This window comes from Paraburkholderia sp. BR10954 (genome assembly GCF_040965775.1).
GTDB lineage: Bacteria > Pseudomonadota > Gammaproteobacteria > Burkholderiales > Burkholderiaceae > Paraburkholderia > Paraburkholderia youngii.
On record NZ_JBFRCK010000018.1, the window covers coordinates 1 to 23,803 of the forward strand.

General features: G+C 62.8%; 23 protein-coding genes and 1 pseudogene. 12 read left to right on the forward strand and 12 right to left on the reverse strand.

Annotated elements, in window-relative coordinates; genetic code table 11:
* The 4 genes and pseudogenes from AB4Y34_RS23270 to AB4Y34_RS23285 all read left to right on the forward strand — a co-directional run.
* Positions 1-247 (forward strand): annotated as a pseudogene (locus AB4Y34_RS23270) (hypothetical protein); the annotation flags it as partial.
* Positions 219-608, forward strand: a complete 390-nt coding sequence (locus AB4Y34_RS23275; RefSeq protein ID WP_176378306.1) for a DUF1493 family protein — start codon at positions 219-221, stop codon at positions 606-608. The pseudogene AB4Y34_RS23270 and the gene AB4Y34_RS23275, both read left to right, overlap by 29 nt.
* Before the next feature lie 264 nt (positions 609-872).
* The gene (locus AB4Y34_RS23280; protein WP_176378305.1) at positions 873-1,430 is read left to right on the forward strand and encodes a TetR/AcrR family transcriptional regulator; all 558 of its coding nucleotides are present in this window, start codon (positions 873-875) and stop codon (positions 1,428-1,430) included.
* A 135-nt stretch (positions 1,431-1,565) separates the two neighbouring features.
* Positions 1,566-2,510 carry an alpha/beta fold hydrolase gene (locus AB4Y34_RS23285; RefSeq protein ID WP_368717339.1) on the forward strand — a complete coding sequence of 315 codons (945 nt, stop codon included), beginning with the start codon at positions 1,566-1,568 and terminating at the stop codon, positions 2,508-2,510.
* A 39-nt stretch (positions 2,511-2,549) separates the two neighbouring features.
* Here AB4Y34_RS23285 and AB4Y34_RS23290 read toward each other — a convergent pair whose 3' ends face one another.
* A complete protein-coding gene (locus AB4Y34_RS23290; RefSeq protein WP_368717340.1) occupies positions 2,550-3,341 on the reverse strand; it encodes a DUF2182 domain-containing protein in 792 nt (263 codons plus the stop codon).
* Between the two features lie 2 nt (positions 3,342-3,343).
* A complete protein-coding gene (locus AB4Y34_RS23295; protein WP_176378302.1) occupies positions 3,344-3,946 on the reverse strand; it encodes a DUF1326 domain-containing protein in 603 nt (200 codons plus the stop codon).
* A 335-nt stretch (positions 3,947-4,281) separates the two neighbouring features.
* Here AB4Y34_RS23295 and acnB point away from each other — a divergent pair, with 335 nt between their 5' ends.
* The 6 genes from acnB (at position 4,282) to AB4Y34_RS23325 (ending at position 13,975) form a co-directional block, all read left to right on the forward strand.
* Positions 4,282-6,867, forward strand: a complete 2,586-nt coding sequence (gene acnB / locus AB4Y34_RS23300; protein WP_176378301.1) for a bifunctional aconitate hydratase 2/2-methylisocitrate dehydratase — start codon at positions 4,282-4,284, stop codon at positions 6,865-6,867.
* A 940-nt stretch (positions 6,868-7,807) separates the two neighbouring features.
* Positions 7,808-10,561 (forward strand): magnesium-translocating P-type ATPase, encoded by a 2,754-nt coding sequence (gene mgtA, locus AB4Y34_RS23305; protein WP_368717341.1) that lies wholly within the window; start codon positions 7,808-7,810, stop codon positions 10,559-10,561.
* 152 nt (positions 10,562-10,713) lie between these two features.
* Positions 10,714-11,778, forward strand: a complete 1,065-nt coding sequence (locus tag AB4Y34_RS23310; protein WP_368717414.1) for a porin — start codon at positions 10,714-10,716, stop codon at positions 11,776-11,778.
* A gap of 57 nt (positions 11,779-11,835) precedes the next feature.
* Complete coding sequence (locus tag AB4Y34_RS23315) at positions 11,836-12,078, forward strand: hypothetical protein (protein WP_176378299.1); 243 nt, start codon at positions 11,836-11,838, stop codon at positions 12,076-12,078.
* 263 nt (positions 12,079-12,341) lie between these two features.
* Complete coding sequence (locus tag AB4Y34_RS23320; protein WP_176111289.1) at positions 12,342-12,710, forward strand: YciI family protein; 369 nt, start codon at positions 12,342-12,344, stop codon at positions 12,708-12,710.
* Positions 12,707-13,975 carry an RNA polymerase sigma factor gene (locus tag AB4Y34_RS23325; RefSeq protein WP_368717342.1) on the forward strand — a complete coding sequence of 423 codons (1,269 nt, stop codon included), beginning with the start codon at positions 12,707-12,709 and terminating at the stop codon, positions 13,973-13,975. The genes AB4Y34_RS23320 and AB4Y34_RS23325 overlap by 4 nt, the downstream gene beginning before the upstream one ends.
* 47 nt (positions 13,976-14,022) lie before the next feature.
* Here the strand turns inward: AB4Y34_RS23325 and AB4Y34_RS23330 are convergent, their stop codons facing one another.
* The 4 genes from AB4Y34_RS23330 to AB4Y34_RS23345 form a co-directional block, all read right to left on the reverse strand.
* A complete protein-coding gene (locus AB4Y34_RS23330) occupies positions 14,023-14,514 on the reverse strand; it encodes a lytic transglycosylase domain-containing protein (RefSeq protein WP_368717343.1) in 492 nt (163 codons plus the stop codon).
* Positions 14,515-14,537: 23 nt separating this feature from the next.
* Positions 14,538-14,876: a hypothetical protein gene (locus AB4Y34_RS23335; protein WP_176378295.1), complete on the reverse strand. Its 339-nt coding sequence runs from the start codon at positions 14,874-14,876 to the stop codon at positions 14,538-14,540.
* A gap of 4 nt (positions 14,877-14,880) precedes the next feature.
* Positions 14,881-15,255 (reverse strand): hypothetical protein, encoded by a 375-nt coding sequence (locus tag AB4Y34_RS23340; protein ID WP_176122630.1) that lies wholly within the window; start codon positions 15,253-15,255, stop codon positions 14,881-14,883.
* 208 nt (positions 15,256-15,463) lie between these two features.
* Entirely contained in the window at positions 15,464-16,078 is a 615-nt protein-coding gene (locus AB4Y34_RS23345; RefSeq protein ID WP_176378294.1) for a TetR/AcrR family transcriptional regulator, read from the reverse strand.
* Positions 16,079-16,162: 84 nt separating this feature from the next.
* On the opposite strand from AB4Y34_RS23345, the gene AB4Y34_RS23350 reads away from it, so the two are divergent.
* Positions 16,163-17,293, forward strand: coding sequence for an MBL fold metallo-hydrolase (locus AB4Y34_RS23350; protein WP_176378293.1), 1,131 nt, complete (start codon positions 16,163-16,165; stop codon positions 17,291-17,293).
* An 11-nt stretch (positions 17,294-17,304) separates the two neighbouring features.
* Here AB4Y34_RS23350 and AB4Y34_RS23355 read toward each other — a convergent pair whose 3' ends face one another.
* Positions 17,305-18,156: a LysR substrate-binding domain-containing protein gene (locus tag AB4Y34_RS23355; RefSeq protein ID WP_176111970.1), complete on the reverse strand. Its 852-nt coding sequence runs from the start codon at positions 18,154-18,156 to the stop codon at positions 17,305-17,307.
* A gap of 108 nt (positions 18,157-18,264) precedes the next feature.
* On the opposite strand from AB4Y34_RS23355, the gene AB4Y34_RS23360 reads away from it, so the two are divergent.
* Positions 18,265-19,128: an alpha/beta fold hydrolase gene (locus tag AB4Y34_RS23360; protein ID WP_176111283.1), complete on the forward strand. Its 864-nt coding sequence runs from the start codon at positions 18,265-18,267 to the stop codon at positions 19,126-19,128.
* 23 nt (positions 19,129-19,151) lie between these two features.
* On the opposite strand, the gene AB4Y34_RS23365 is transcribed toward AB4Y34_RS23360, so the two are convergent.
* The 5 genes from AB4Y34_RS23365 to AB4Y34_RS23385 form a co-directional block, all read right to left on the reverse strand.
* Positions 19,152-19,859 carry an ABC transporter ATP-binding protein gene (locus tag AB4Y34_RS23365; RefSeq protein ID WP_176378292.1) on the reverse strand — a complete coding sequence of 236 codons (708 nt, stop codon included), beginning with the start codon at positions 19,857-19,859 and terminating at the stop codon, positions 19,152-19,154.
* Positions 19,852-20,616, reverse strand: a complete 765-nt coding sequence (locus AB4Y34_RS23370; protein WP_368717344.1) for an ABC transporter ATP-binding protein — start codon at positions 20,614-20,616, stop codon at positions 19,852-19,854. The genes AB4Y34_RS23365 and AB4Y34_RS23370 overlap by 8 nt, the downstream gene beginning before the upstream one ends.
* Positions 20,613-21,602: a branched-chain amino acid ABC transporter permease gene (locus tag AB4Y34_RS23375; protein WP_368717415.1), complete on the reverse strand. Its 990-nt coding sequence runs from the start codon at positions 21,600-21,602 to the stop codon at positions 20,613-20,615. The genes AB4Y34_RS23370 and AB4Y34_RS23375 overlap by 4 nt, the downstream gene beginning before the upstream one ends.
* A 20-nt stretch (positions 21,603-21,622) precedes the next feature.
* Positions 21,623-22,483: a branched-chain amino acid ABC transporter permease gene (locus AB4Y34_RS23380; RefSeq protein WP_176111280.1), complete on the reverse strand. Its 861-nt coding sequence runs from the start codon at positions 22,481-22,483 to the stop codon at positions 21,623-21,625.
* A gap of 96 nt (positions 22,484-22,579) precedes the next feature.
* Positions 22,580-23,755: an ABC transporter substrate-binding protein gene (locus tag AB4Y34_RS23385; RefSeq protein ID WP_176378290.1), complete on the reverse strand. Its 1,176-nt coding sequence runs from the start codon at positions 23,753-23,755 to the stop codon at positions 22,580-22,582.
* Positions 23,756-23,803: the final 48 nt, after the last annotated feature.

The window sequence follows — 23,803 nt, forward strand, 5'->3', positions numbered from 1 at the left end:
CCATCCAGACCTCGACAGAATTTGCAGGAAACTACCCATAATCTGCCAGGTTCCTGCAAATGCATCAACAACTTTCCGCTTCAAACCCTTGCTGCAAAAGGCTCTCCGGATTGTTCAGGTTCGACTAGGTATTACATTAGCAGCTTATGACGTTATAAGGATCGCCGCCTCATCTGTCATGCACTACAATAGACTGGTAAAAAACGAGGATCGTATAAATGATGCCACCACCGGAAGTTTCGGCTGAGCTGGAGGAATTCTTGCGGGAGAAAATCGGAATTCCGCCAAAAATAGCAATAAAGCCATCCAGTTCTTTAGAAGACGATTTTGGCGTCACGGGCGACGATGCGAGCAAGCTCATTAACACGTTCGCAATAACATTTAACGTTCAACCCGGCGATTTCGAATTTCTTAGATATTTTAATATGGAAGGATTCAGCGTTTGGCCATTTTCGATTCTTACCCGGTATCTTCTAAAACTCAGAGGCGTGAAAGACTACAAAAATAAGGAGCCAATTACAGTCGGAATGCTGCAGCGTGCGATTGAGCTAGGCGTGTGGGACAGCCAACGCGTATCCGAAGCGCGAAGCGCGTCGCCCGGGGAGTGACCGCCAATGTGAGTCATTGCGGCCTGCGGTCGATAAGGTCTCACCTCGTGCCATGCAGTAAGAATGCCGTACAAAACTCGCCCGAAGGCAGTGCCTTGCCCTAGGGTTTGCACGGCTCGACGCACCCCGGGTTCGCGATTCTCACAACAGTACACACGGGGACATCTTGATTAGGAAATGATCATTTCCTATAATCGCGCCATGACCACACGCCACCATCCTGCCAGACAGCCTCGAGCTCCAGGTCGTCCTCGCGAATTCGATATGGACATCGCACTGGACGGCGCAATCCAGATTTTTCGCGAACGCGGCTATCAAGGGACGTCTCTTGGCGACCTCGGTGTCGCGATGGGCCTCACGGCCGGCAGTATCTACAAGGCGTTCACCGATAAGCGAGCGGTGTTCCTTGCCGCACTGGAGCGCTACATCCATCTACGGAATGGCCAGTTGCAAAGCCTGCTCGACGCGGAGCAAACCGGCCGCGACAAGGTACGGGCCGTTCTGCGGTTTTATGCCGAGTCTGCAATTGGCGACGAGGGCAAGCGGGGCTGTCTCGTAGTCGGAAGCGCAATCGATCTGCTCGCTTTTGATGATGAGGTCGCCGGTCATGTCGCCGCTTCTTTGCAGCGAACGGAGCGTCTGTTGTGCCGTCTGATCCGGCTGGGCCAGACAGACGGTTCGATCGCGTCCGCCGTGGATGCGGACGCTACCGGCCGCGCCCTGCTGAGTTTGACGCAAGGTTTGAGGGTCGTCGGCAAAGTTGGGCGGCCCCGGGCGCACATAGTGGCGGCTGCGGAGCAGGCCATGCGTCTGCTGGACTAAGCACAGCAAGATATAGCATCGCACCAGTTACCAGTGTTCCTCGCCAAATTAGGAAATGACTATTTCCTAACTTAAACCGCCGATGAGAAACAGCCGTTCAACGATGTAATCACTCAACCCAAAGGAGTCTCGTTCGTGAAAGCACTTCACTCGCCCATGCTATCTGGGCGTTCCGAAATCGTAAGCACGCTGCCAGCATCAAGGCCCGTTCCGGGGTTGGAAGGATTCGAGCACAAGTTCGCGACCGTAGACGGCTTGAGACTTCACTACGTCACCGGTGGAAACCCACAGGGCGATGTGGTCGTGTTGCTCGCGGGCTTTCCGCAGAGCTGGTTCGCGTGGCGCAACGTGATGGCGCTGCTTGCAAAGACCTATCGAATCGTCGCACCGGATCTTCCCGGACAAGGTGATTCGGATCGTCCGATGGACGGCTACGACACACAGACCCTTGCGAGCCATGTCCACGGTTTGCTCCGGCAACTCGGAGTGACCCAGTACTTTCTCGCCGGACACGACATTGGAGCGTGGGTGGCTTTTCCGTACGCCGTGATGTTCGCCGACGAGGTCCGTCGCCTCGCGCTGCTGGATGCGGGGATCCCCGGCGTGACGTTGCCCGATGCGTTGCCGACCGCACCCGAGCGTGCATGGCGTACCTGGCATTTTGCGTTTCACGTCCTACCTGACCTGCCGGAACTGCTGCTGGCCGGCAAGGAACGCGAATACCTCGACTGGTTTTTGCGGCGAAAGACGGCCAATCCCGATACTTTCACTGAAGCCGATATCGATGAATATCTGCGCATTCTGAAGAAAGACGGCGGCTTACGCGCCGGCCTTGCGTATTACCGCGCCGCGCACGTGTCCGCCCGACAGAACGCGGAATTGAAGCAGCGAGGCATGCTCGATTTGCCACTGCTGACGCTCGGCTCCGATCAAGGGTCCATCGCCGATATGGCGACCCCTCTGCGAGCGTTTTTCACCGACGTCCAAGGCCGCACCATTAGTCACTGCGGGCACTTCATTCCAGAAGAACAACCGCGCGCGGTCGCCGACGAACTCACGGCATTCTTTGGCAGCGCATAGGGATAACGGGGCAGGTGGACGCGGGCCGCCGGGCACGGCTCAGGCGATGCGGGCGTGCTGTACGACGATCCACGCGGACCACGCAAGCAACGCAACACCGAGCGGCTTGCCGATGGACCTGCCCCAGCGGAAGTTCTTCTCGGCCGACATGATCCCGCCCAGCGCCAGCATCCAGCCGACGCTGCCGGTGCCGACCGCGAACATCAGCAACATCAGCGCCCAACAGCAGCCGACGCAGAACGCGCCGTGACTGATGCCGAGCACGAAGCTCTCGCGGCGCGCGCTTTTGCCCCGCCAATGCCCGGTGATGAACATCAGCGGCGAGCGGCATTTGTCGAGACATCGATGTTTGAGGCTGCTGAACTGATAGAGGCCCGCGAGCGCGACGATCGCGGCGCCGATCAGCCAGCTGTTGGCAAGCAAGCTCGGAATTTGCTCGGCGACCAGATGGAGCGCCGCGTCGAAGCCGTGCGCGACTACGCCGAACAGCGCCCACGTCGTCGCATAACCGACGATCAGAAGCGCTATCAGCGTGCGCCGGTTTTCGCGCGCGACGGTCATCCGCCGGAAGGTGTCGAACAGCGGGAAGGCGCTCGGCAGCATCATCGCCGCGATCATCAGCAGCCATGCGGCGCTGTGCAGCAGCGCCGCGATGGTGACGCTAGCACCGGGCACGTCGCGGCATATCGGGCCGACGAGCGGCAGGTCGGCCCAGCTCGCGTGACGCAGGTAGCGCGCATAGGGCCCCGCGTCCCACACCCATAACGCGATCCACGCGCTGCTCGTCAATGCGACGAAGAGCGGCGCGAACAGCCGCGAGCGTGCTTGCATCTTCACGACGCGAAGTTGAACGATCCCTGAATGGCGTTATGTCCGCTCAAGGCCAGGTCGAGATCGAGCTTTTCGTGCCGCAGGCGGAAAGAGTTCGCCTTGCCGACGAAAGCAGGGGAGCCCGGTATCGTCGAAAAGATGCTTTCGACCAGCTTGGTCGGCTCGCCGGTCGGGCCGCGATAGGGCTCCAACTCGGCATCGATTGCTTCGCCGACTTTCATCCGGCCCTTGCCGTCGACGACCGTGTATTCGATCGGCACGCGTTCCACGCACACGACTTCGCCGATCAACTGCACGAGATCCGCGAGGGGGCCGCCGCGCTCGCCACGGTGCACGCTCACCAGAGCGTCGAATTGCGCGTCGCTCGCGCGCTCGTCGACGAACATTGCGACGCGCCAGCCACCTTTGAGCACATTGCCGGGAATGAATGCCGCGAACGCGATAGTCAGGCCCGACACATCGACGCCGTCGATCGTGCCTCGCTCGTAGTGGTATGCAAGCGCGCTGCGGCAAACGCCGTTGTCGGGATCTTCTCCGATCCAGCACGGACACAGCACCTTGCATTCGCACACTTCGAGGATGCTGCCCATCAGTTGATAGCTCATTTGCACCTCCGCTGCCGGTTGAATCCGGCCGGGAAGAACATCGCCGGACATCCTCTGTTGTAGGCGTTAAGCGCGCAGTAATCAAAGCATTCGAGCGACGGCGAATGATTGAAACGGCTTACACAGTCGGTGCTTTTGCGGTAGCGGGCAGGCGCGCGCACAGCACCAGAAGCGCATCGCGCATCGCCGGTTTCGCCACGGCAACTCTTATATAAGACATAAGACATTTGACCGTGAGGGGTATTGCAATTAAAATCGCGATCGAAGCAGTGCCCGGCACAGCTTGGAGTGCCTAAAAAGCCTTTCCCTGAAACGCAAATACCAGCAGGTCCCCCATGCTTGAAAACTTTCGTGCTCACGTGGCCGCACGCGCCGCGCTCGGCATTCCTCCCCTGCCGCTGACGGCTCAGCAGACCGCCGAGCTGGTCGAACTCCTGACCAACCCGCCCGCTGGCGAAGAGCAGACGCTGCTCGACCTGATCACCAATCGCGTGCCCGCCGGCGTGGACGAGGCCGCCCGCGTGAAGGCAGGCTTCCTCGCCGCCGTGGCCAAAGGCGAGACCGCCTGCGCGCTGATCCCGCGCGAGCGCGCCACCGAACTGCTCGGCACGATGCTGGGCGGCTACAACATCCAGCCGCTGATCGAACTGCTGTCCGACGCCGAAGTGGGCACCGTGGCCGCCGACGCGCTGAAGAAGACCCTGCTGATGTTCGACCAGTTCCACGACGTCAAGGAACTGGCCGACAAGGGCAACGCCAACGCGAAGGCCGTGATGCAAAGCTGGGCCGACGCCGAATGGTTCACGAGCCGTCCCGAAGTGCCGCAAAGCCTGACCATCACCGTGTTCAAGGTGACGGGCGAAACCAATACCGACGACCTGTCCCCGGCCCCGGACGCGACCACCCGCCCGGACATCCCGCTGCACGCGCTGGCGATGCTGAAGAACGCGCGCCCCGGCATCACGCCGGAAGAAGACGGCAAGCGCGGCCCGGTCAAGTTCATCGAGTCGCTGAAGGAAAAGGGCCACCTGGTCGCGTACGTGGGCGACGTGGTCGGCACCGGCTCCTCGCGCAAGTCGGCCACCAACTCGGTGCTGTGGTTCACGGGCGAAGACATCCCCTTCATCCCGAACAAGCGCTTCGGTGGCGTGTGCCTCGGCGGCAAGATCGCCCCGATCTTCTACAACACGATGGAAGACGCCGGCGCGCTGCCGATCGAACTCGACGTGTCGAAGATGGAAATGGGCGACGTGGTCGAACTGCGCCCGTACGAAGGCCGTGCGCTGAAGAACGGTGAAGTGATCGCCGAATTCCAGGTCAAGTCCGACGTGCTGTTCGACGAAGTGCGCGCCGGCGGCCGCATTCCGCTGATCGTCGGCCGCGGCCTGACCGCCAAGGCGCGTGAAGCGCTGGGTCTCGCTCCGTCGACGCTGTTCCGCCTGCCGCAGCAGCCGGCCAACAGCGGCAAGGGCTTCTCGCTGGCGCAGAAGATGGTCGGCCGTGCTTGCGGTCTGCCGGAAGGCCAAGGCGTCCGCCCGGGCACGTACTGCGAACCGAAGATGACCTCGGTCGGCTCGCAGGACACCACGGGCCCGATGACCCGCGACGAACTGAAGGACCTGGCGTGCCTCGGCTTCTCGGCCGATCTCGTGATGCAGTCGTTCTGCCACACCGCCGCTTATCCGAAGCCGGTGGACGTGAAGACCCACCAGACGCTGCCGAACTTCATCAGCAACCGTGGCGGCATCGCGCTGCGCCCGGGCGACGGCGTGATCCACTCGTGGCTGAATCGCATGCTGCTGCCCGACACCGTCGGCACCGGCGGCGACTCGCACACACGCTTCCCGATCGGTATCAGCTTCCCGGCAGGTTCGGGTCTGGTCGCCTTCGCGGCCGCCACCGGCACGATGCCGCTGGACATGCCTGAATCGGTGCTGGTCCGCTTCAAGGGCAAGATGCAGCCGGGCGTGACGCTGCGTGATCTCGTCAACGCGATTCCGCTGTACGCGATCAAGCAAGGCACGCTGACGGTTGCCAAGCAAGGCAAGAAGAACATCTTCTCCGGCCGCATTCTCGAAATCGAAGGCCTGCCCGATCTTAAGGTCGAGCAAGCGTTCGAACTGTCGGATGCTTCCGCCGAGCGTTCGGCCGCCGGTTGCACGGTGCACCTGAACAAGGAACCGATCATCGAATACCTGAACAGCAACGTCACGCTGCTGAAGTGGATGATCGCCCAGGGCTACCAGGACCCGCGCAGCCTGCAGCGCCGCATCAAGGCGATGGAGCAGTGGCTGGCCGACCCTCAACTGCTGTCGCCGGATGCCGACGCCGAGTACGCAGCCGTCATCGAGATCGATCTCGCCGACATCCACGAGCCGATCGTGGCTTGCCCGAACGATCCGGACGACGTGAAGACGCTGTCGGACGTGGCGGGTGCCAAGATCGACGAAGTGTTCATCGGCTCGTGCATGACCAACATCGGTCACTTCCGCGCCGCGTCGAAGCTGCTCGAAGGCAAGCGCGACATTCCGGTCAAGCTGTGGGTGGCTCCGCCGACCAAGATGGATCAGAAGCAGCTGACCGAGGAAGGCCACTACGGCGTGTTCGGCACGGCAGGTGCGCGTACCGAAATGCCGGGCTGCTCGCTGTGCATGGGTAACCAGGCCCAGGTGCGCGAAGGTGCGACGGTCATGTCGACCTCGACCCGCAACTTCCCGAACCGCCTCGGCAAGAATACGAACGTGTACCTCGGCTCGGCGGAACTGGCGGCGATCTGCTCGCGTCTGGGCAAGATCCCGACCAGGGAAGAGTACATGGCCGACATGGGCGTGCTCAATGCCAACGGCGACAAGATCTATCAATACATGAACTTCGACCAGATCGAGGACTTCAAGGAAGTCGCAGACGGCGTGACGATGTAAGTGTGCTGTCGGGCTACGGCGTGTTGTTCGCGTCGTAGCGCCACGAAATGGCGCCGCGGGCTGAATGCCCGCGGCGCCATTTTTTTGTGCGTCGCTATGGGAATCAATAGAACTCGCGCATGGGTTGAGACTCTCTCAAAATTCTCCAAACCATCTCCTCGCAGATTTTCCTTCGGTCTGCTTGACATAGCCTTTCGTGGTGTTTACGATTCGTCCGTTTTCAACGATTGGGGCTAATGCCTTGGAACCCTGTAGTAGTCGATCTTCGAGCAGTTTGACCGCCTGACCGGCAGGACGTCCGCCCCATCAAGCCGCCGTCCCGCCATCAGGCGGGACGGTGCGCGTCGCAGTATTCGTCGCAGTACCCCCCTCGCACCTTCAAATAGCTACGCACAAACCGGCGCGATTGCGCTCGTTCGTGCTTCCCGCGTTGTGCACTTCGATTCGCGCAGCGTTGTCCGTTCACGTCCGTACGGTCCTTGTAATCAGTACGGGACTTGATTGAATAAACGCGCTCGTGCATCTGGCACGAGGAAGGAGCCCCTATGCCCGACGGTGACTCTTGTCCCTTACCGCCATCCAGTTTTTCTTCCGCCTGAGCGGAGGCTGCACCGTTTCCCGTCACTCGAGCATTGAGCATTGACGTCATGGTTCAGGCCTTCGGGCAGGCAAACCAGAACGACGCTCCGGGCCATAGCCCGGACGGAGAAACATCATGCACTTCGCTCTTCTTGTATCGAACCTGCCTCATATTCAAGAGGCACGCCCGTACTATGACTCGCTGCTCACTCTGCGTACCGGCGAGCATCAAAACATCACATTGATCGGAAAGTGTTGGGCCGCAGTCCGCGCCCGGTTCCGCTGACTTTCTGCATTAAATATCAACTTCTTGAGGCCGCGACAGGGGTCGGCTAGCGCTCGCCCCTGCCCGGGATAATCCATGCAAAAACAACCCTCGCATCATCACGAATCTCGTCTCAGACAGAAGGGATTTCTAACTGCATCCTCGTCCCGGGATCGCAACAGGATTTCCGCGCAGATTGCCAGCGAAGCCGGAAACAGCATCGAAGCCACCTTGCTGCATACGCAAAGCTCCGTTGACGGCCTGGTCGACGCCGACGCCGAACAGCGCCTGCGCAGCACGGGTCCGAACGAGGTCGCGCACGACAAGCCGCCACACGCGCTGATCCAGGTGCTGCATGCTTTCTACAACCCGTTTGTGATCGTGCTGCTCGTGCTCGCCGGCATCAGCTATTGCACAGACGTCTACCTTGCCGCGGCAGGAGATCGCGACTGGACCGGCGTGAGCATCCTGCTCACGATGGTCACGGTGAGCAGCCTGCTGCGCTTCTTCCAGGAATACCGGTCGAACAAGGCAGCGGAACGGCTCAAGTCGATGGTGCGGACCACGGCTACCGTCGTGCGCCGTGCGTCGAAGGCCGGGAAGTCGGTGAAGCGCGAGATTCCGATGTCCAATCTCGTGGTCGGCGATATCGTTACGCTGCAAGCGGGCGACATGATTCCCGCCGATATTCGCCTCATCAAGTCGCGCGATCTGTTCATCAGCCAGGCCGCGCTTACGGGCGAAGCACTGCCGGTCGAGAAGTACGACACGCTCGGCGCCGTGATGCAGAAGTCGGCCGATGTCGCCGATGCGGGCCCGGCCGATCCGCTCGAACTGGCGAACGTCTGTTTCATGGGCACCAATGTGGTCAGCGGCACGGCAACGGCAGTTGTCGTCGCGACCGGTGCCGATACTTACTTCGGCGCACTCGCGAAGAACGTGACTAGCCGGAAGCGGATCGAAACGAGCTTCGATCGCGGCGTGAACAGCGTTTCGTGGCTACTGATCCGCTTCATGCTCGTCATGGTGCCCGTCGTATTCCTGATCAACGGGCTGCTCAAAGGTGACTGGCTTTCCGCTCTGACGTTCGCGCTTGCCGTCGCGGTTGGCCTTACGCCGGAAATGCTGCCGATGATCGTTTCGGCGAATCTTGCGAAAGGCGCTGTGGCTATGGCACGACGCAAGGTGGTGGTGAAGCGCCTGAACTCTGTCCAGAACTTCGGCGCGATGGACGTGTTGTGCACGGACAAGACCGGCACTCTCACGCAGGACCGGATCATCCTCGAACATCATCTGGACATCGAGGGCCGCCGCGACGACCATATCCTCGAGTTGGCATGGCTAAACAGCTTCCATCAGAGCGGGCAGAAGAATCTGATTGACATTGCGATCGTGAGCCATGCGGAGGCGGCCGGCGTGCCACCCACGCAGGCCCACTTCGCGAAGGTCGACGAACTGCCGTTCGACTTCGTGCGCCGACGTCTGTCCGTGGTCGTCGAGCGCGCCGACGGCAGCCAACTGATGGTATCCAAAGGCGCAGTGGAGGAGATGCTTGCGGCCTGCACGCAGGTGCAGCAGGGCGATGTCGTTTGCGAGCTCGACGAGGTCGCGCGCACTGCGATGATTGCCAGATCGCAGGAATACAACGCGGAAGGCTACCGCGTACTGGTCGTCGCCACGCGCGAAATCTCGCGAGCCGAAGCGAAACCGCAGTACCGGAACGCCGACGAAGAGCGCCTCGTGGTTCGCGGTTTCCTGACCTTTTTCGATCCACCGAAGGACTCGGCCGCACAAGCGATCCGCGCGCTGAACGAACATGGCGTGACGATCAAGGTGCTCACGGGCGACAACCCGATCGTGACGGCGAAGGTCTGCCGGGACGTCGGCCTTGATCCGGGCATCCCGGTGCTGGGGCGCGACGTCGAGCAGATGAACGACGACGAACTCTGTGCGGCGGTCGAGTGCACGACAGTCTTCGCGAAGCTCACGCCGTTGCAGAAGGCCCGCGTGGTCAAGTCTTTGCAGACCAACGACCATACGGTGGGCTTCCTCGGCGACGGCATCAACGACGCGCCCGCGCTACGCGACGCGGACGTGGGCATTTCGGTCGACACGGGCACCGACATCGCCAAGGAAACCGCCGACATCATCCTGCTCGAAAAGAGCCTGATGGTGCTCGAAGAAGGGGTCATCAAGGGCCGGGAAACGTTCGGCAATATCCTCAAGTACCTGAACATGACTGCCAGCTCGAACTTCGGCAATGTGTTCTCGTTGCTGGTGGCGAGTGCGTTCCTGCCATGGGAGCCGATGCTCGCGATGCAGTTGCTGGTCCAGAACCTGATCTACGACCTGTCGCAAATGTTCCTGCCTTGGGACAGGATGGACCCTGAATTCCTCAGGAAGCCCCGCAAGTGGGATGCCGGCAACATCAAACGTTTCATGATCTGGCTCGGGCCGACGTCGTCCGTATTCGACATCACGACCTTTTGGCTGATGTGGACGGTGTTCGGCGCCGGCGCCGCTTATCACGCCGATGGCGGCGGCCAGATCATCATGAATTCCGGCTGGTTCATCGAAGGTCTCGTGTCGCAGACGCTGGTCGTGCACATGCTGCGCACGCATCGGATTCCGTTCCTGCAGAGCATGGCAGCACTGCCGGTCACGCTGTCGACGACCATTGCGATTCTCGTTGGCTGCTGGCTGCCGTTCTCGCCATTCGCATCGGCGCTTGGCTTCCAGGCGCTGGATCACCGCTACTGGGGATGGCTCGTCGCGACCATCGCCAGCTACATGCTGCTTACCCAACTCGTCAAGACCGTCTATATCCGGCGCTATGGCCGGTGGTACTGACACGGCGATTCCGCTGACGTCCGGGCGCGTCAGCGGTTGACGCAGGGCGCGGCGGCACCCGCCTGCCGGCCCGTTCCATTCATAACTTTCTGGAAGATGGTTGCATGTCGACAACAACAAAAGCAGTCCTGGACGGTTTCACAGCTGGCGCAATGGCGCTTGCGGCTTTGACAACCAACGCACAAGCCCAGAGCAGCGTGACGATGTACGGTGAACTCGACACTGGCCTCGCATGGCTGAACAACGTGGGCGGTCATGCGCAGTACAAGGCAACGAGCGGTCTGATCGACGGCAGCTTCTGGGCACTCCAGGGCAGCGAAGATCTCGGCGGCGGCAACAAGGCCATTTTTATGCTCGAACGCGGCTTCTCGATCACAACAGGGGAGATATTCGATGATCACCCGTCCTACGTCGGGCTGAGCGGCGACGCGTGGGGGACGGTAACGCTCGGCCATCAGTACGATTCGGTCCACGACTTCTTCGCTCCGGTAACACTGACGGGCGGAGCGGGCGGCACCGCGTTCGCTCATCCGTTCGACAACGACAACGCCAACAACTCGTACTTAGCACGCAACTCGGTGAAGTACACGAGCCCGTCATTCGGCGGTTTGACCGTTGGCGGTATCTACGCACTATCGAATGCTGCCGGTCAGTTCGCAAACAACCGCGCGTATAGCCTGGGCATCAGCTACCAGAATGGTCCGTTCAACGCCGGGGCAGCGTGGCTGCATGCGAGCGGGCGTGGTGCCACCAGCACTGGTGCGTACGATGCGGTCATTGTGCCAGGCGGTGCTCGCCGCACGTTTGACGCGTTCGCGCAGACGCAGAATACATATGGTGCGGGGGCGAACTACGCGATCGGCGACCTTACGCTCGGAGCAGCGTGGTCGCGCTCCACATTCAGCGGTCTGGTCGATGCGGACACCGGCAACCCTGCTCCTTCGGCGCAGTTCAACAACTACGAGGTCAACGCACAATATCAGCTCATGCCGACGCTGTCGCTTGCCGGCATGTACAACTATACGAACGGTTCGAACCAGCACTGGCACCAGGCCGGCTTGCAGGCGGCTTACCTGCTATCGAGGCGTACCGATGCATACGTCGAGACGGTCTACCAGCGGGCCTCGACGGACGCGCCGGCAGTGATCAACAGCGCGGAGCCGTCATCCGGCCGTAACCAGCTGCTCATTGGCGCGGGAATCCGGCATCGGTTCTGATTGAACTGTCCACCCAGGATCGATACCCGGCCGAGGTCCGTCAACAGGGAGAACTGCGTGAATCAAACAGGCGAGACGAATCGGAGTGGCAATGTCATGCGACATGCGTTCATGATGCATGAGATACCGCGCTTGCATACGGTGCTTCACCTGATCCACGACATCGCAGACGGACCGGGCCGGCCTGATGCCCTGGCGGAGATCGCCCGGTTGGCGCGCTGCGCGCTGGTCGTTTCAGTGCCGCCTGATCCCCGGATTGTCGAACGCGACGATGCATGCAGGAGTACGCTCAATCCGTGATGATCGAACGGCAAGGGACAGCGGTTCCACATCGCTGCGCCGCAAGCGAATCCCGAGTCGACAACGCGCGTCGAGCGCCCGACCATGTTTCACGAAACACGGTCGAACGGGCTGCAATCCAGTCGTTTGTTCCCACCGCAGCGCGGCTGCTGGCGCCGACGCGCGAGTATTTGATGCACGTTGTCCATCAGCATGCGGCCTGCGCGTCATTGTGATGGCGGCCGATGCAATTCATCCGCCTCAACCCCATGACGGAGGCTCAAATGGAATACCTGTTGATGATCTACTCGGAAGAAAACAGCTGGAACAAGATGACCGACAGCGAGCGGCAGCAAGGCGTTGCCGCCTATCACGCGTACACCGAATCGTTGAAGAAATCGGGCGCTCTGGTGGGCGCCAACCGGCTGCAGCACTCGAACACGGCCACCACGGTGCGGCTCGTCGACGGCAAGCCGCAGGTGCTCGATGGCCCGTTTTCCGATTCGAAGGAGCAACTCGCCGGCTACTACCTGATCGACGTGCCTAACCTCGACGCGGCGATGACGTGGGCGTCGCGCTGCCCCGGCGCGGCGCACGGCGTGATGGAGGTGCGCCCGGTCTGGACCGCTCCGTACGAAGCGCCGTCTGCATGAGCTCGTCCCGCGACGCCCGAGGCGATGACGGCGTCGCGCGGTCGATCGCCGAGGCGGTCGCTCGCCGCAGCTACGGCAAGCTCGTCGCGCTGCTGGCAATGCGCACGCGCGACGTCGCCGCGGCCGAGGACGCGCTCGCCGACGCATTCGCGGCGGCGCTCGCGGACTGGCCGGCGCACGGCTGTCCCGCGAGTCCTGAAGGGTGGCTGATGACGGTTGCGCGCCGCCGGGCGATCGACGGCGCGCGTCATCGCCAGGTCGGCGACGACGTGGCGAACCAGCTGCTGATTCTCGCCGACGAAATCGACGAGTGCTCGACAGACGCGTTGCCCGACCGGCGGCTGGCGCTGCTGTTCGCGTGCACGCACCCTGCGCTCGAGGCCCCGATTCGCACGCCGCTGATGCTGCAAGTGGTGTTGGGGCTGGAAGCGAAGACGATTGCGTCGGCGTTCCTGATGTCGCCCGCCGCGATGAGCAAGCGCCTCGTGCGGGCGAAGACCAAGATCCGCGAAGCGGGCATTCCGTTCAGCGTGCCCGAGCGCGAGGAGCTGCCCGGCCGGCTCGACGCGGTGCTCGAAGCGGTCTATGCGGCGTACGCGGAAGGGTGGACGGATCCGATCGGCGGCGATACCGAGCGGCGCGAGCTCGCCGACGAGGCGCTGTATCTCGCGCAACTGCTCGTCGAGCTGCTTCCGGAAGAACCTGAGACGCTGGGCCTGCTCGCGCTGATGCTGTTTGCACAGGCCCGGCGTGATGCGCGACGCGATGCGGCTGGCGACTACGTGCCGCTGTCGGCACAAGACCCTGCAACCTGGAACGCGTCGATGATCGAAACGGCGAACGCACTGCTGCGGCGCGCGAACGCGTTCAACGCAATCGGCCGCTTTCAGCTCGAGGCCGCGCTGCAATCGGCGCATGTGGATCGCTGCCGGACGGGGCGCCCGAACTGGGACGAGATCGTGCAGCTCTACGATGGGCTGCTTTCGATTGCGGCGTCGCCGGTAGTCGCAGTGAACCGCGCCCTCGCGGTGGCGGAGCGTGACGGCCCGCAGGCGGCGCTCGATGCGCTGGCGCCGTATGCGGACGATCCGAGGCTCACCGACTACCAGCCCTACTGGGCTGCACGCGCCAATCTGCTCGCGCGTGCCGGCGCGACGGCACAAGCCCTCAGTGCGTACGATCTGGCGATCGGTCTCGAGCGTGACCCGGCCGTGCGCCGGTTCCTGCAGCGCAAGCGGATGGAGCTTGCATCAGCGGGGAGTTAGCGGAGCGCGGTGCGCCGGCAACGACCCGCCGCGCCCGCGCCTGAACCTCATCGCTCCGGCTGCAACAGCCCCCAGTTGACCAGAATCGCCTGAATGCTGCGCGCGTAGCTGTCGCGCTCGCGCGGCGATTCCGAGTGATACGCGCCGATCGCGCGCCATGTGTTGCCGTAGCGCACCATCTTCTGCTTGAGCAGCCAGGCGGCCACGAAGATATTCACGCATGGGTCGGTGAGCGCGCGGTGCGGAATGCCCTGGCTCGCCAGTTCCGGAAAGTGGATCGAATTGATCTGCAATTGGCCCACGTCGATCGACCCGTTGGCATTGCGGTTGATGGCGGTCGCGTCGCCTTTCGATTCGCGCCATGCCACGGCGCGCAGCACGTGCGGATTGACGCCCTGGTAGGCGCCAGCCTTGTCGAAGCAATCATCGGCGCTCGCGGCGGCGTGCGCGGACGAACTGCCGAGGACCACCAGCGCCGCCCAGGCGCAGATGGCCCACGATCGCAAAGGGCGGAAGGCGTTGGGCTTGGGCTGGTCCATGGGTCGGGGCTCCGGGTCCTGCTTTACTGCGCCAGCGCGGAATCGAGCTGCCGCTCGACGTCCTTCAGATAGGCGCGTGATTCATCGGAGACGACGAGGCGCGGCGTCGGCATCGCGCAGTGGCAATCGCGCTTTTGCGTCTTCTTCTTGTTGCGCGAGCTCGAGCGCGGCGCGGGGAGGTCGTCATCGTCGCCGGTGGAGGGCGGCAGCATCGCGAGCGTGGGCAGCGGCGGGTAGACCTTGTCCGCGGAGGCCAGGGTGGCAGGCGGGGCGGCGGTTGCGGGCGCGCTGGCGGCGGGCTGGCCTGCCCACGCGGCCGAACTCAAGCATAGCGATGCCGCGGCGAAAGCGATCAGGCGCATCGTGTCAGCTCCCATCACGTAGCGGCTGGATCGACACGCTGTACGTCTGGTTCGCGCCGGTCGTCAGGTTTTCGAGCGCGGGTTTGAGCCCCTGCTGTGGCACGCCCCGCCAGATCGCCTCGTTGATGTACTTGAAGTCCTGGCCCAGCGCCGTCACGCGGATCACCGTGGGCCGCTTCTGCGCGGCGGCGAGCGCGCCTGCCTTGGCGAGCACCGTAGCCAGTTGCGGATCGCGCGCGCCGAGTGCATCGGCGGGAATGTCGAACTTCATGATGACGTTCGACACCGCAGGTTTCTCGGCTTGAGCCGTAGTGGGCTGTTGCACTTGTGCGCAGCCTGTCATGAACATTACGGCAAGTAAGAGCACAACGCGCGTCACATCGGGTCTCCAAAGTTTCGAGGCGATGTACGCGTTTTCGGCTTCGGAAGCTGAGACTTGATACCTCAAAGCAAACGTTTGCGAAAAAGGAGGAGTTCACTCTCCCGGTGCTGCTTCGTGGAAGGTCGCTGCGCGCACCGCCGTCTTCCAGCAAAGAACTTCTTGCCTCGGCGGGGACGCCAAAGCAAACCCGACCCGGCAAACCGACTCACGCATAACGCGCGAGAAACATATCCGCCGCTGCCTCCGCGATCCGCTTCTGCTCGCCGGCATCGAGCGGCACTTGACCCATCGCCACTTGCGGCCAGAAGGCAAAGGCCTTCACGAGCCCCTGCAACTGCAGTGCGGCGAAGACGGGGTCGCCGGTCTTGATGCGGCCGTCCGCGGCAGCCGCCCGGACCCACGCGGTCAGATCCTCCTCGCGCTCCCCCATGCGTGCGACCATATCGCGCGCGCGCTCCGGCGAATGGATGCCAGCCGCGATCGCCACCCGTGCCAGCGACAAGAAAGACTCGTCGTTAAGCAGGCTCAGCTTGCGCTCCAGCAGATCGAGCAACTGCGCGCGCAACGGTCGATCGGCGCGGTAGCAGGGCGCATCGCCATCGTGGCTCGCGTCCCACAGTTGCTGGAGAATCGCCGCGAAAAGCGCTTCCTTGCCCGGGAAATGGTTATAGACCGTGCGCTTCGAGACGCTCGCGCGGGCGGCGATGCGGTCCATGCTGGTTGCGTCGTATCCGGCCGCGAGGAATTCCTCGATCGCGGCGGTGACGATCGCGACGCGCTTTCGGTCAGTCAGACGTTGGGGGCGGGCAGGCGATTCCATCCCCTAATTTTACACTGGTCAGTTTACTTTTCTTGAAAATAAACTACACTGCCGGGTGTACATTTTCTTCGGAAGGTCACCTTCATGACGTCGCTTCCCGCCTATGTCCGCCAAATGCTCGGCGTGAACGCCGCGCAACGCAGCCGCGCGAAGTTCGGCCTGTCGCCGCAGCATGACGGCGAGCGCTTTCGCAACGTCAAGCCGCGTCCGGCGCAAAGCCTGCGCAAAACGCTCGGGCTCGCGTGGACGGTGCTGTTCAACAAGCCGCGCGGCACCGTGCCGGCCGACGCGTTGCCCGTCGAAACGCTGACACGCGCGCAACTCGATGCGGCGCCCGATCGCAGCCTGTACCGGCTCGGTCACTCGACGATGCTGCTGAAGTTGCGCGGCAAGTTCTGGCTTACCGATCCCGTCTTCGCCGAGCGGGCGTCGCCGTTCCGCAATCTCGGTCCGAAGCGCTTTCATGCGCCGCCGATCTCGCTCGACGATTTGCCGCCGCTGCATGGCGTGATCCTGTCGCACGATCACTACGACCATCTGGACCGCGAGACCGTCCTGATCCTGGCGCAGCGTACCGAGGTGTTCCTGACGCCGCTCGGGGTCGGCGACCGGCTCATCGAATGGGGTATCGACGCGGCGAAGGTCCGGCAGTTCGACTGGTGGCAGGGCACGGTGATCGAGGGCATCGAGTTCACCGCGACGCCGGCGCAGCACTTCTCGGGGCGCAGCCTGTTCGATGGCAACCGCACGTTGTGGGCGTCCTGGGTGATCGTCGATAACGATCTGCGCGTATTCTTCAGCGGCGACACCGGCTACTTCGATGGTTTCAGCGCGATCGGCGAGCGCCTCGGACCATTCGACGTCACGTTGATCGAGACCGGCGCGTACGACGCGATGTGGCCATACGTCCATATGCAGCCCGAAGAAACCGTGCAGGCGCATATCGACCTGCGCGGCCGCTGGCTCGTGCCGATTCATAACGGCACCTTCGACCTCGCGATGCATCGCTGGCAGGAGCCATTCGAGAGGGTGACGGGGCTGGCGCTCGCGCGCGGCGTCGCGCTGTCGACACCGCGCATGGGCGAGCGGCTCGATCTGACTGCGGTGCATCGCGGTGAACGCTGGTGGCGCGGGGTTGCGGAAACCGTCGCTGCGCCGAAGGCTGCGTGGCGGATGTGTGCGTCGTGCCGAGCCGGCGCGGAGGAGCCTTCCTGACGTCTTCCGGGTCAATTCTTCAGGTCGGCGAGAATGTGCTCCGCGAGAAAATCGCACACAGGTCGCTTCGAAGCCGCGCTTCGCGCCAGCACGACTTCGAGCGTGCCGATTTCCGGCAGGCCATTCGCGGCCCCCAGCAGCGAGAAGTGAGCCGGTACCGCGCACTTGGCCAAAGGGGTCACCGCGAGTCCGGCCTCGGCCATCGTCAGCAGACCCAGCAGACTCGGACTCTCATACGACGTTCGATACGTGATGCGCGCACGCTCGAGGCTCCGGATTGCCTTCTCTCGCGCGACGCTGCCGGGCAAAAACACGGCGATGGGCAAGGGCCTTTCGCGCCAGATCTCGGTCGCGCCAGGGGCGGCGGCCCACACCATCGGTTCGTGACGCAGGAACTCGCCGTGCAATCCTTTCACGCGCGTCGCGCAGACGAGATCGACCGTGCCGTCCTTCAACATCGGCTCGAGCGCGACGCTTGGCAGCCCCACCACCTGAATCTCCACCTTCGGATAGGTCGCCGAGAATTTCTTGAGGATCGGCGGGAACAGTGACGTCGCATAGTCGTCCGGCACGCCGATCACCACGCGCCCGGTCACGTCGGGCCGAACCACCGCTGCCCACGCTTCATCGCGCAGCGCGATCATCCGTCGTGCGTAGGTCAACAGCATTTCGCCGTCCTGCGTCGGCACCACGCTGCGAGGCTTGCGCACGAACAGCGCCTTGCCGAGCGCCGTCTCGAGCGTCTTGATCTGCATGCTCACCGCCGATTGCGAGCGATGCACGACCTGCGCCGCGCGACTGATCGTGCCGGCGTCCGCCACCGCGATGATCATCGACAGCACGTCCAGATCGAGCGCTTTCATTTCCGTTGCCATGATGGTTCGTATCAGAAAAGTAGATCGATTCCATCAATATTATGCGATTTTCTTTTGCCAGCACACCATCGATAGTGTCGCCAAAGGAGCCCTTTGATGAATGCACGTACCAGCCCATCGATCCTGGCCTCAGCCTATGGCGCGTCCGCGCCGTCGTTCGTGACCACCGCATCGAGTGTTGCCATACCGTATGTCGAGTCCGGGAGCGGCGAGCCGATGGTGTTCGTGCACGGCTCGCTTTGCGACTATCGCTACTGGGACGCCCAGATGGCTTCGCTGTCTGGCCGGTTTCGCTGCTTCGCGCCGAGCTTGAGCCATTACTGGCCCGAGATCGATGCGTTTGGACACGGCGACTTCAGCTGGGAGGCGCACGTCGAGGAAATGGCCGGATTCATCACGGCGCTCGACCTGGCTCCGGTTCATCTGGTCGGTCACTCGCGGGGTGGGTGCGTGGCATTCCATCTCGCGCGTGCCTATCCGCGCCTCGTGAAAACGCTGACGCTAGCCGATCCCGGCGGCCCGCTGCAAACCGAACCGCGGGGTCAGCCCGCGTTCATGCCGCCGGCGACCAACGTGTTGCGCGCCCGGGTCGCGGAACTGATCGAGCGGGGCGAGTACGACGCCGGCTTGTCGATGTTCGTCGACTCCGTGAGCATGCCGGGCTACTGGAACAAAAGCCCGGAGAGCTTTCGTCGCATGGCGCTCGACAACGCGCTCACGCTGCCGAAGCAGTTGCTCGATCCGCTTCCGGCCTATACGCCGGAAGCCGCGCGCGATATCAAGTGCCGTACGTTGTTGATCGACGGCCAAAGAAGTCCCCGCATGTTCCGCAATACGGTCGACAAGCTCGAACAGTGGATCGAGTTTGCCGAACGCGAAACGATCGACGGTGCGTCGCATGGGATGAATGTCGCGAGACCGGATGCGTTCAATCGGGCGGTCACGACCTTCGTCGCGTAGCCCGGCCACGCATCGCGCGCCGCTCAGTGTTGAGACACGGCCAGCAAGGTATCGATCTTGTGATCCTGGGCCAGCAGCTCGGCCGCCGTGCTCGAATGAATCACCGAGCCGCGCTCCAGCACCACGGCGTTGTGCGTAATGCTCAGCGCCTTGCGCGCATTCTGCTCGACCAGAATCACCGACAGGCCTTCGTCGCGGATGATCTCCGACAGGATGCGCATCAAGTCCTGCACGATGATCGGCGCGAGGCCTTCGAGCGGTTCGTCGAGCAGCAGCACCCTGGGATTGAGCATCAGCGCGCGGCCGATGGCGAGCATCTGCTGCTCGCCGCCGGAAAGCTGATTGCCCATATTGGCGCGGCGCTCCTCCAGGCGCGGAAACATCTTGTAGATGCGCGCCAGGTCCCAGGGACCGGACACGGCGATCGCGCTCAGGTTCTCTTCGACCGTCAACGACTTGAAGATATTGCGTTCCTGCGGCACCCAGCCGATGCCGGCCAGCGCGCGCTGGTGCGGCTTGAATCCGGTGACGTCCTTGCCATCGAGCCAGATCCGCCCGCTAAAGCGACGCGTGTGACCGACGATGCTGTTGATCAGCGTGGTTTTACCCGTGCCGTTGCGGCCAAGCAGCGCGAGAGCCTGGCCGTGATCCAAGGCCAGATCGATACCCGTCAGGATTTTGGCTTCGCCGTAGCCCGCTACGACTCCTTCCAGCTTCAGCAATTCAGACATATTCACCTCCAACCAGCTCCTCGCCCAGATACACGGCCTTCACGCGAGGATCGCGGGCGATGTCCGCGCATGCGCCCTCGGTAAGCAGACCGCCGCTCACCAGCACAGAGATGCGGTTGGCAAAGCTGAACACGAGGTCCATGTCGTGCTCGATCAGCAGAATGGTCACGTCGTCGGGCAATGCGGCGACCGTATTGAGAATCTCGCGGCGTTCGCCGTCGGGAACGCCGGCCACGGGCTCGTCCAGCAGCAGCACGCGCGGCTTTGCCGCCAGCGCCAGCGCGATTTCGAGCAGGCGCTGCTTGCCGTAGGGCAGCACGCGCGTTTCGCGACTCATCACGTCGAGCAACTTGCACTGTTCGAGCAGCGAAGCGACCTCGTCCATGATTTCGCCACGCTGACCGAGCGCACGCCAGAAGCGTGCGCCCAGGCCGTCGCGCTCGGAGATCGCGACGGACAGCGATTCGGCCGGCGTCATGTGCCTGAAAAGCTGGTTGATCTGGAACGTGCGGACGAGCCCGGCGCGAGCCCGCTTGTGCACGGACAGCGACGTGATGTCGTGACCTTCGAGCTCGATACGGCCCGAACTCGGCGACAGCACGCCCGTCAGCTGATTGATCAGTGTCGTCTTGCCGGCGCCGTTGGGGCCGATCAGCGCCTGGCGGGCGCCTTTCTCGACCGCGATCGACACGTCATTGGTGGCGACGAGGCCGCCGAAGCGCTTGATCAGATTGAATGTTTGCAGTGCGATCGTCATGCTTTGCTCCCGCTGCGACGGAACCACGTCCACGGACGCACGAGCCGCTCGTGACCGACGATCACGATGATCACCAGCAGCAAGCCGATCCAGAACTGCCAGTATTGCGGCGTGATGTCCGCCAGCCGGTCCTGCATGAACCTGAATACGACCGCGCCGATGATGCCGCCATACAGATAACCGGCGCCGCCGATCATCAGCATCAGCAGCACGTCGGCCGAGCGGTGGAAGTCGAGCACGTCGAGCGACGCGAAGCCGGTGGTCTGCGCGAGCAGGGCGCCGGCCACGCCCGCGTAGGCCGCGCTCAGCGTGTAGACGGCAGTTCGGCGCAGGTTGACCGGCACGCCCATGGCCGCCGCGCGAAGCGGATTCTGGCGGATCACCTGCAGCGACATGCCGAACGGCGACTTGACCACCGCGCGCGCGATCACGAACAGCACGAACAGCGTGACGATCGAATAGGTGTAGGCCACCTTGCCGAACAGATCGAACTCGATGTGACCAAAGAGCGGCACCATCGGCACGCCGGTCATGCCGTCGGCCCCGCCGGTGAGCCAGCCGAGCTTGTTGGCCAGTTCGTGCAGGATGGAGGCCACACCTAGCGTCACCATCAGGCGCGTGAGGTCCGAACCGCGCATCACCAGCACGCTGGTGGCGAGGCCCGCCAGCGCCGCCACTCCGCACGAAAGCAGCATGCCCAGCAGCGGATCGACATTGAAGTACTTGGCCAGCAACGCAGCCGAATAAGCACCGAGACCGAAAAAGGCCGCATGGCCCAGCGACACGATGCCGGTATAGCCGAGGATCAGGTCCAGCGATACCGCGAACAACGCGAGAATCGCCATCTCGTTGAGCAGCAGGAAGTTATTGAGCGGCGTCACGCAGATGCCCAGCGCCACGATCCAGAAGATGATTTCCGCCGGGCGCCAGCGCGACCACTGCCTGCCCATGCTGCGGACTTCGGGCACGATCGTCGATGCACCCATTTCGCTAGAAGTTGCCGACTTCATTTGCCCCCCGCCCTGACGAATAGACCCTGTGGTCGCCACATCAGGGTGATGATCATGACGCCGTAGATGATGAATGCCCCCAGATCGGGGATGTAGTACTTGCCCGCCACGTCCGCGATGCCGAGCAGCAGCGAAGCCAGCAGCGGACCGGTCAGCGAGGTCGTGCCGCCCACCGCGACCACGACCAGGAAATAGATCATGAACTTGAGCGGAAAGATCGGATCGAGGCCGAGCATGTTTGCGCCGAGCGCGCCGCCGAGGCCGGCGAGGCCCGAGCCGAACGCGAAGGTGGTCAGAAACACGAAGTTGATGTTGATGCCGAGGCCGCTCGCCGCGCGCGGATCATCCACCGATGCGCGCAGGCGGCTGCCAAAGCGGGTTTTGGTCAGGATCAGCTGGAGCGCGACGACGAGTACCACGCAGACCAGGATCACGAACAACCGGTAGTAACCGATGCCGATGCCGGCGAACACCGTGCGGCCCTGCAGCCATTGCGGCAGGTTCAGGAACTGCTGGGTCGAGCCCATGAAGTAGTCGACCGTCGCGATGGCCATGAAGGTCAGGCCGATCGTAAACAGCACCTGATTGAGTTCGGACTGCCCGTACACGCGCTTATACAGCGTGCGTTCGAGAATGCCGCCAAGCACCGCGGACGCGACGAACGCAATCGGCAATGCGCACAGGAAAGGGATGCCCAGACGCGACATCGCGAGCACGGTGGCGTAGCCGCCCACCATGGCGAAGGCGCCGTGAGCGAGATTGACGAAGTTCATCAATCCCAGCGTGATGGCCAGACCGCTCGCCAGCACGAACAGAAGCATGCCGTAGGCAATACCGTCGAAGAGAATGGTTAGCATGAATTTTTACCGCCGAAACGCCGCGCCCCTGGCAGTGCGAGGGGCGCGGCGGGCAAATCGAATGATCCGGATACGGCGTGCCTCGCTTTCGCGAGCTTATTTGATCTTGGCCGGATCCTTGACGGCGTCGATCTTGTCGAACGACACGTTGAACAGCTGGCCATTCACGCGTTCCGTCCGGGTGATGTACACGTTCTGGACCATTTCACGCGTCTGCGGATCGAGTTCCACCGGGCCGCGGGGGCTGTTCCATTTCTGGCCCTTCATGGCTGCCAGCAGCTTGTCGCCGTTGGTGTCGCCCTTGGTGGCTTGGAGCGCCGCGTAGATCAGGTGCATGCCGTCATAGGCGCCGACGCTGTGGAAGTTCGGGCGCATGCCGGGGTTGGCTTTTTCGAAGGCGGCCACGTAGGCGCGGTTCTCGGGATTGTCGAGAGCGGCCGAGTAGTGCATCGATGTCACCGCGCCCAGCGCCACGTCACCCATGGCGTTCAGGATGTCGTCATCCACCACGTCGCCAGTACCGATCAGTTTGATGCCCTGCTTGCTCAGGCCGCGCTCGGCGAACTGCTTCATGAACGCGGCGCCGGCACCCGATGGCACGAAGATGAACAGCGCGTCAGGCTTCAGGTCGGCGACCTTCTGCAGGAACGGCGAAAAGTCCGGATTGGCGACCGGCACGCGCAGTTGCTCGACGACGCTGCCGCCTTCCGATTCGAAGACCTTCTTGAACGAGTTCTGCGCGTCGATGCCGGGACCGTAGTCGGCGACCAGCGTGACCACCTTCTTGATGCCGTTCTTCGGCGCCCAACGCGCGATGCCCAACGTGTTCTGCGGCAGCGTGAAGCCCGCGCGCACGATGTAAGGCGATTGCTCGGTGATCATCGCGGTGGCCGCGTTCATCACGATCATCGGCACCTTCGCCTGGGTCGCGAGCGGCGCGGCGGCGAGCGCCAGCGGCGTGAGCCCGAAGCCGGCCAGCACCGACACGTGATCTTTGACGATCAGTTCCTGCGCGAGGCGCTTGGTGGTATCCGGGACGTTGGTGTCGTCCTTCAGGATGACCTGGATTTTCTTGCCCGCGACCGTGTCGCCATGCTGGGCCATATACAGCTTGACCGCCGCGTCGACCTGACGACCCGTGGACGCGAACGGTCCGCTCATCGGAACGATGAGCCCGACCTTGACCACATCGTCCGCATGGGCGACCACGCTCGAACCTGCCAGCACGAGTGCGGCGGCGGCCTTAAGCAAAGTGCGCTTTTTGTTTTGCATTCGATTTCCTTGCTAACGAACCACGTAAACAACGTTGAAAATCGGACC

What these genes read in the sequence shown, in the direction of transcription:
- AB4Y34_RS23290 (WP_368717340.1), bottom strand. Translation starts at nt 3,341, where the DNA reads ATGCAAGCACGCTCGCGGCTGTTCGCGCCGCTCTTCGTCGCATTGACG.
- AB4Y34_RS23370 (WP_368717344.1), bottom strand. Translation starts at nt 20,616, where the DNA reads ATGACGATCGCACTGCAAACATTCAATCTGATCAAGCGCTTCGGCGGC.
- AB4Y34_RS23355 (WP_176111970.1), bottom strand. Translation starts at nt 18,156, where the DNA reads ATGAAAGCGCTCGATCTGGACGTGCTGTCGATGATCATCGCGGTGGCG.
- AB4Y34_RS23345 (WP_176378294.1), bottom strand. Translation starts at nt 16,078, where the DNA reads ATGGAATCGCCTGCCCGCCCCCAACGTCTGACTGACCGAAAGCGCGTC.
- AB4Y34_RS23330 (WP_368717343.1), bottom strand. Translation starts at nt 14,514, where the DNA reads ATGGACCAGCCCAAGCCCAACGCCTTCCGCCCTTTGCGATCGTGGGCC.
- AB4Y34_RS23365 (WP_176378292.1), bottom strand. Translation starts at nt 19,859, where the DNA reads ATGTCTGAATTGCTGAAGCTGGAAGGAGTCGTAGCGGGCTACGGCGAA.
- acnB (WP_176378301.1), top strand. Translation starts at nt 4,282, where the DNA reads ATGCTTGAAAACTTTCGTGCTCACGTGGCCGCACGCGCCGCGCTCGGC.
- AB4Y34_RS23275 (WP_176378306.1), top strand. Translation starts at nt 219, where the DNA reads ATGATGCCACCACCGGAAGTTTCGGCTGAGCTGGAGGAATTCTTGCGG.
- AB4Y34_RS23280 (WP_176378305.1), top strand. Translation starts at nt 873, where the DNA reads ATGGACATCGCACTGGACGGCGCAATCCAGATTTTTCGCGAACGCGGC.
- AB4Y34_RS23325 (WP_368717342.1), top strand. Translation starts at nt 12,707, where the DNA reads ATGAGCTCGTCCCGCGACGCCCGAGGCGATGACGGCGTCGCGCGGTCG.
- AB4Y34_RS23360 (WP_176111283.1), top strand. Translation starts at nt 18,265, where the DNA reads ATGAATGCACGTACCAGCCCATCGATCCTGGCCTCAGCCTATGGCGCG.
- AB4Y34_RS23380 (WP_176111280.1), bottom strand. Translation starts at nt 22,483, where the DNA reads ATGCTAACCATTCTCTTCGACGGTATTGCCTACGGCATGCTTCTGTTC.
- AB4Y34_RS23385 (WP_176378290.1), bottom strand. Translation starts at nt 23,755, where the DNA reads ATGCAAAACAAAAAGCGCACTTTGCTTAAGGCCGCCGCCGCACTCGTG.
- mgtA (WP_368717341.1), top strand. Translation starts at nt 7,808, where the DNA reads ATGCAAAAACAACCCTCGCATCATCACGAATCTCGTCTCAGACAGAAG.
- AB4Y34_RS23350 (WP_176378293.1), top strand. Translation starts at nt 16,163, where the DNA reads ATGACGTCGCTTCCCGCCTATGTCCGCCAAATGCTCGGCGTGAACGCC.
- AB4Y34_RS23335 (WP_176378295.1), bottom strand. Translation starts at nt 14,876, where the DNA reads ATGCGCCTGATCGCTTTCGCCGCGGCATCGCTATGCTTGAGTTCGGCC.
- AB4Y34_RS23320 (WP_176111289.1), top strand. Translation starts at nt 12,342, where the DNA reads ATGGAATACCTGTTGATGATCTACTCGGAAGAAAACAGCTGGAACAAG.
- AB4Y34_RS23295 (WP_176378302.1), bottom strand. Translation starts at nt 3,946, where the DNA reads ATGAGCTATCAACTGATGGGCAGCATCCTCGAAGTGTGCGAATGCAAG.
- AB4Y34_RS23375 (WP_368717415.1), bottom strand. Translation starts at nt 21,602, where the DNA reads ATGGGTGCATCGACGATCGTGCCCGAAGTCCGCAGCATGGGCAGGCAG.
- AB4Y34_RS23310 (WP_368717414.1), top strand. Translation starts at nt 10,714, where the DNA reads ATGGCGCTTGCGGCTTTGACAACCAACGCACAAGCCCAGAGCAGCGTG.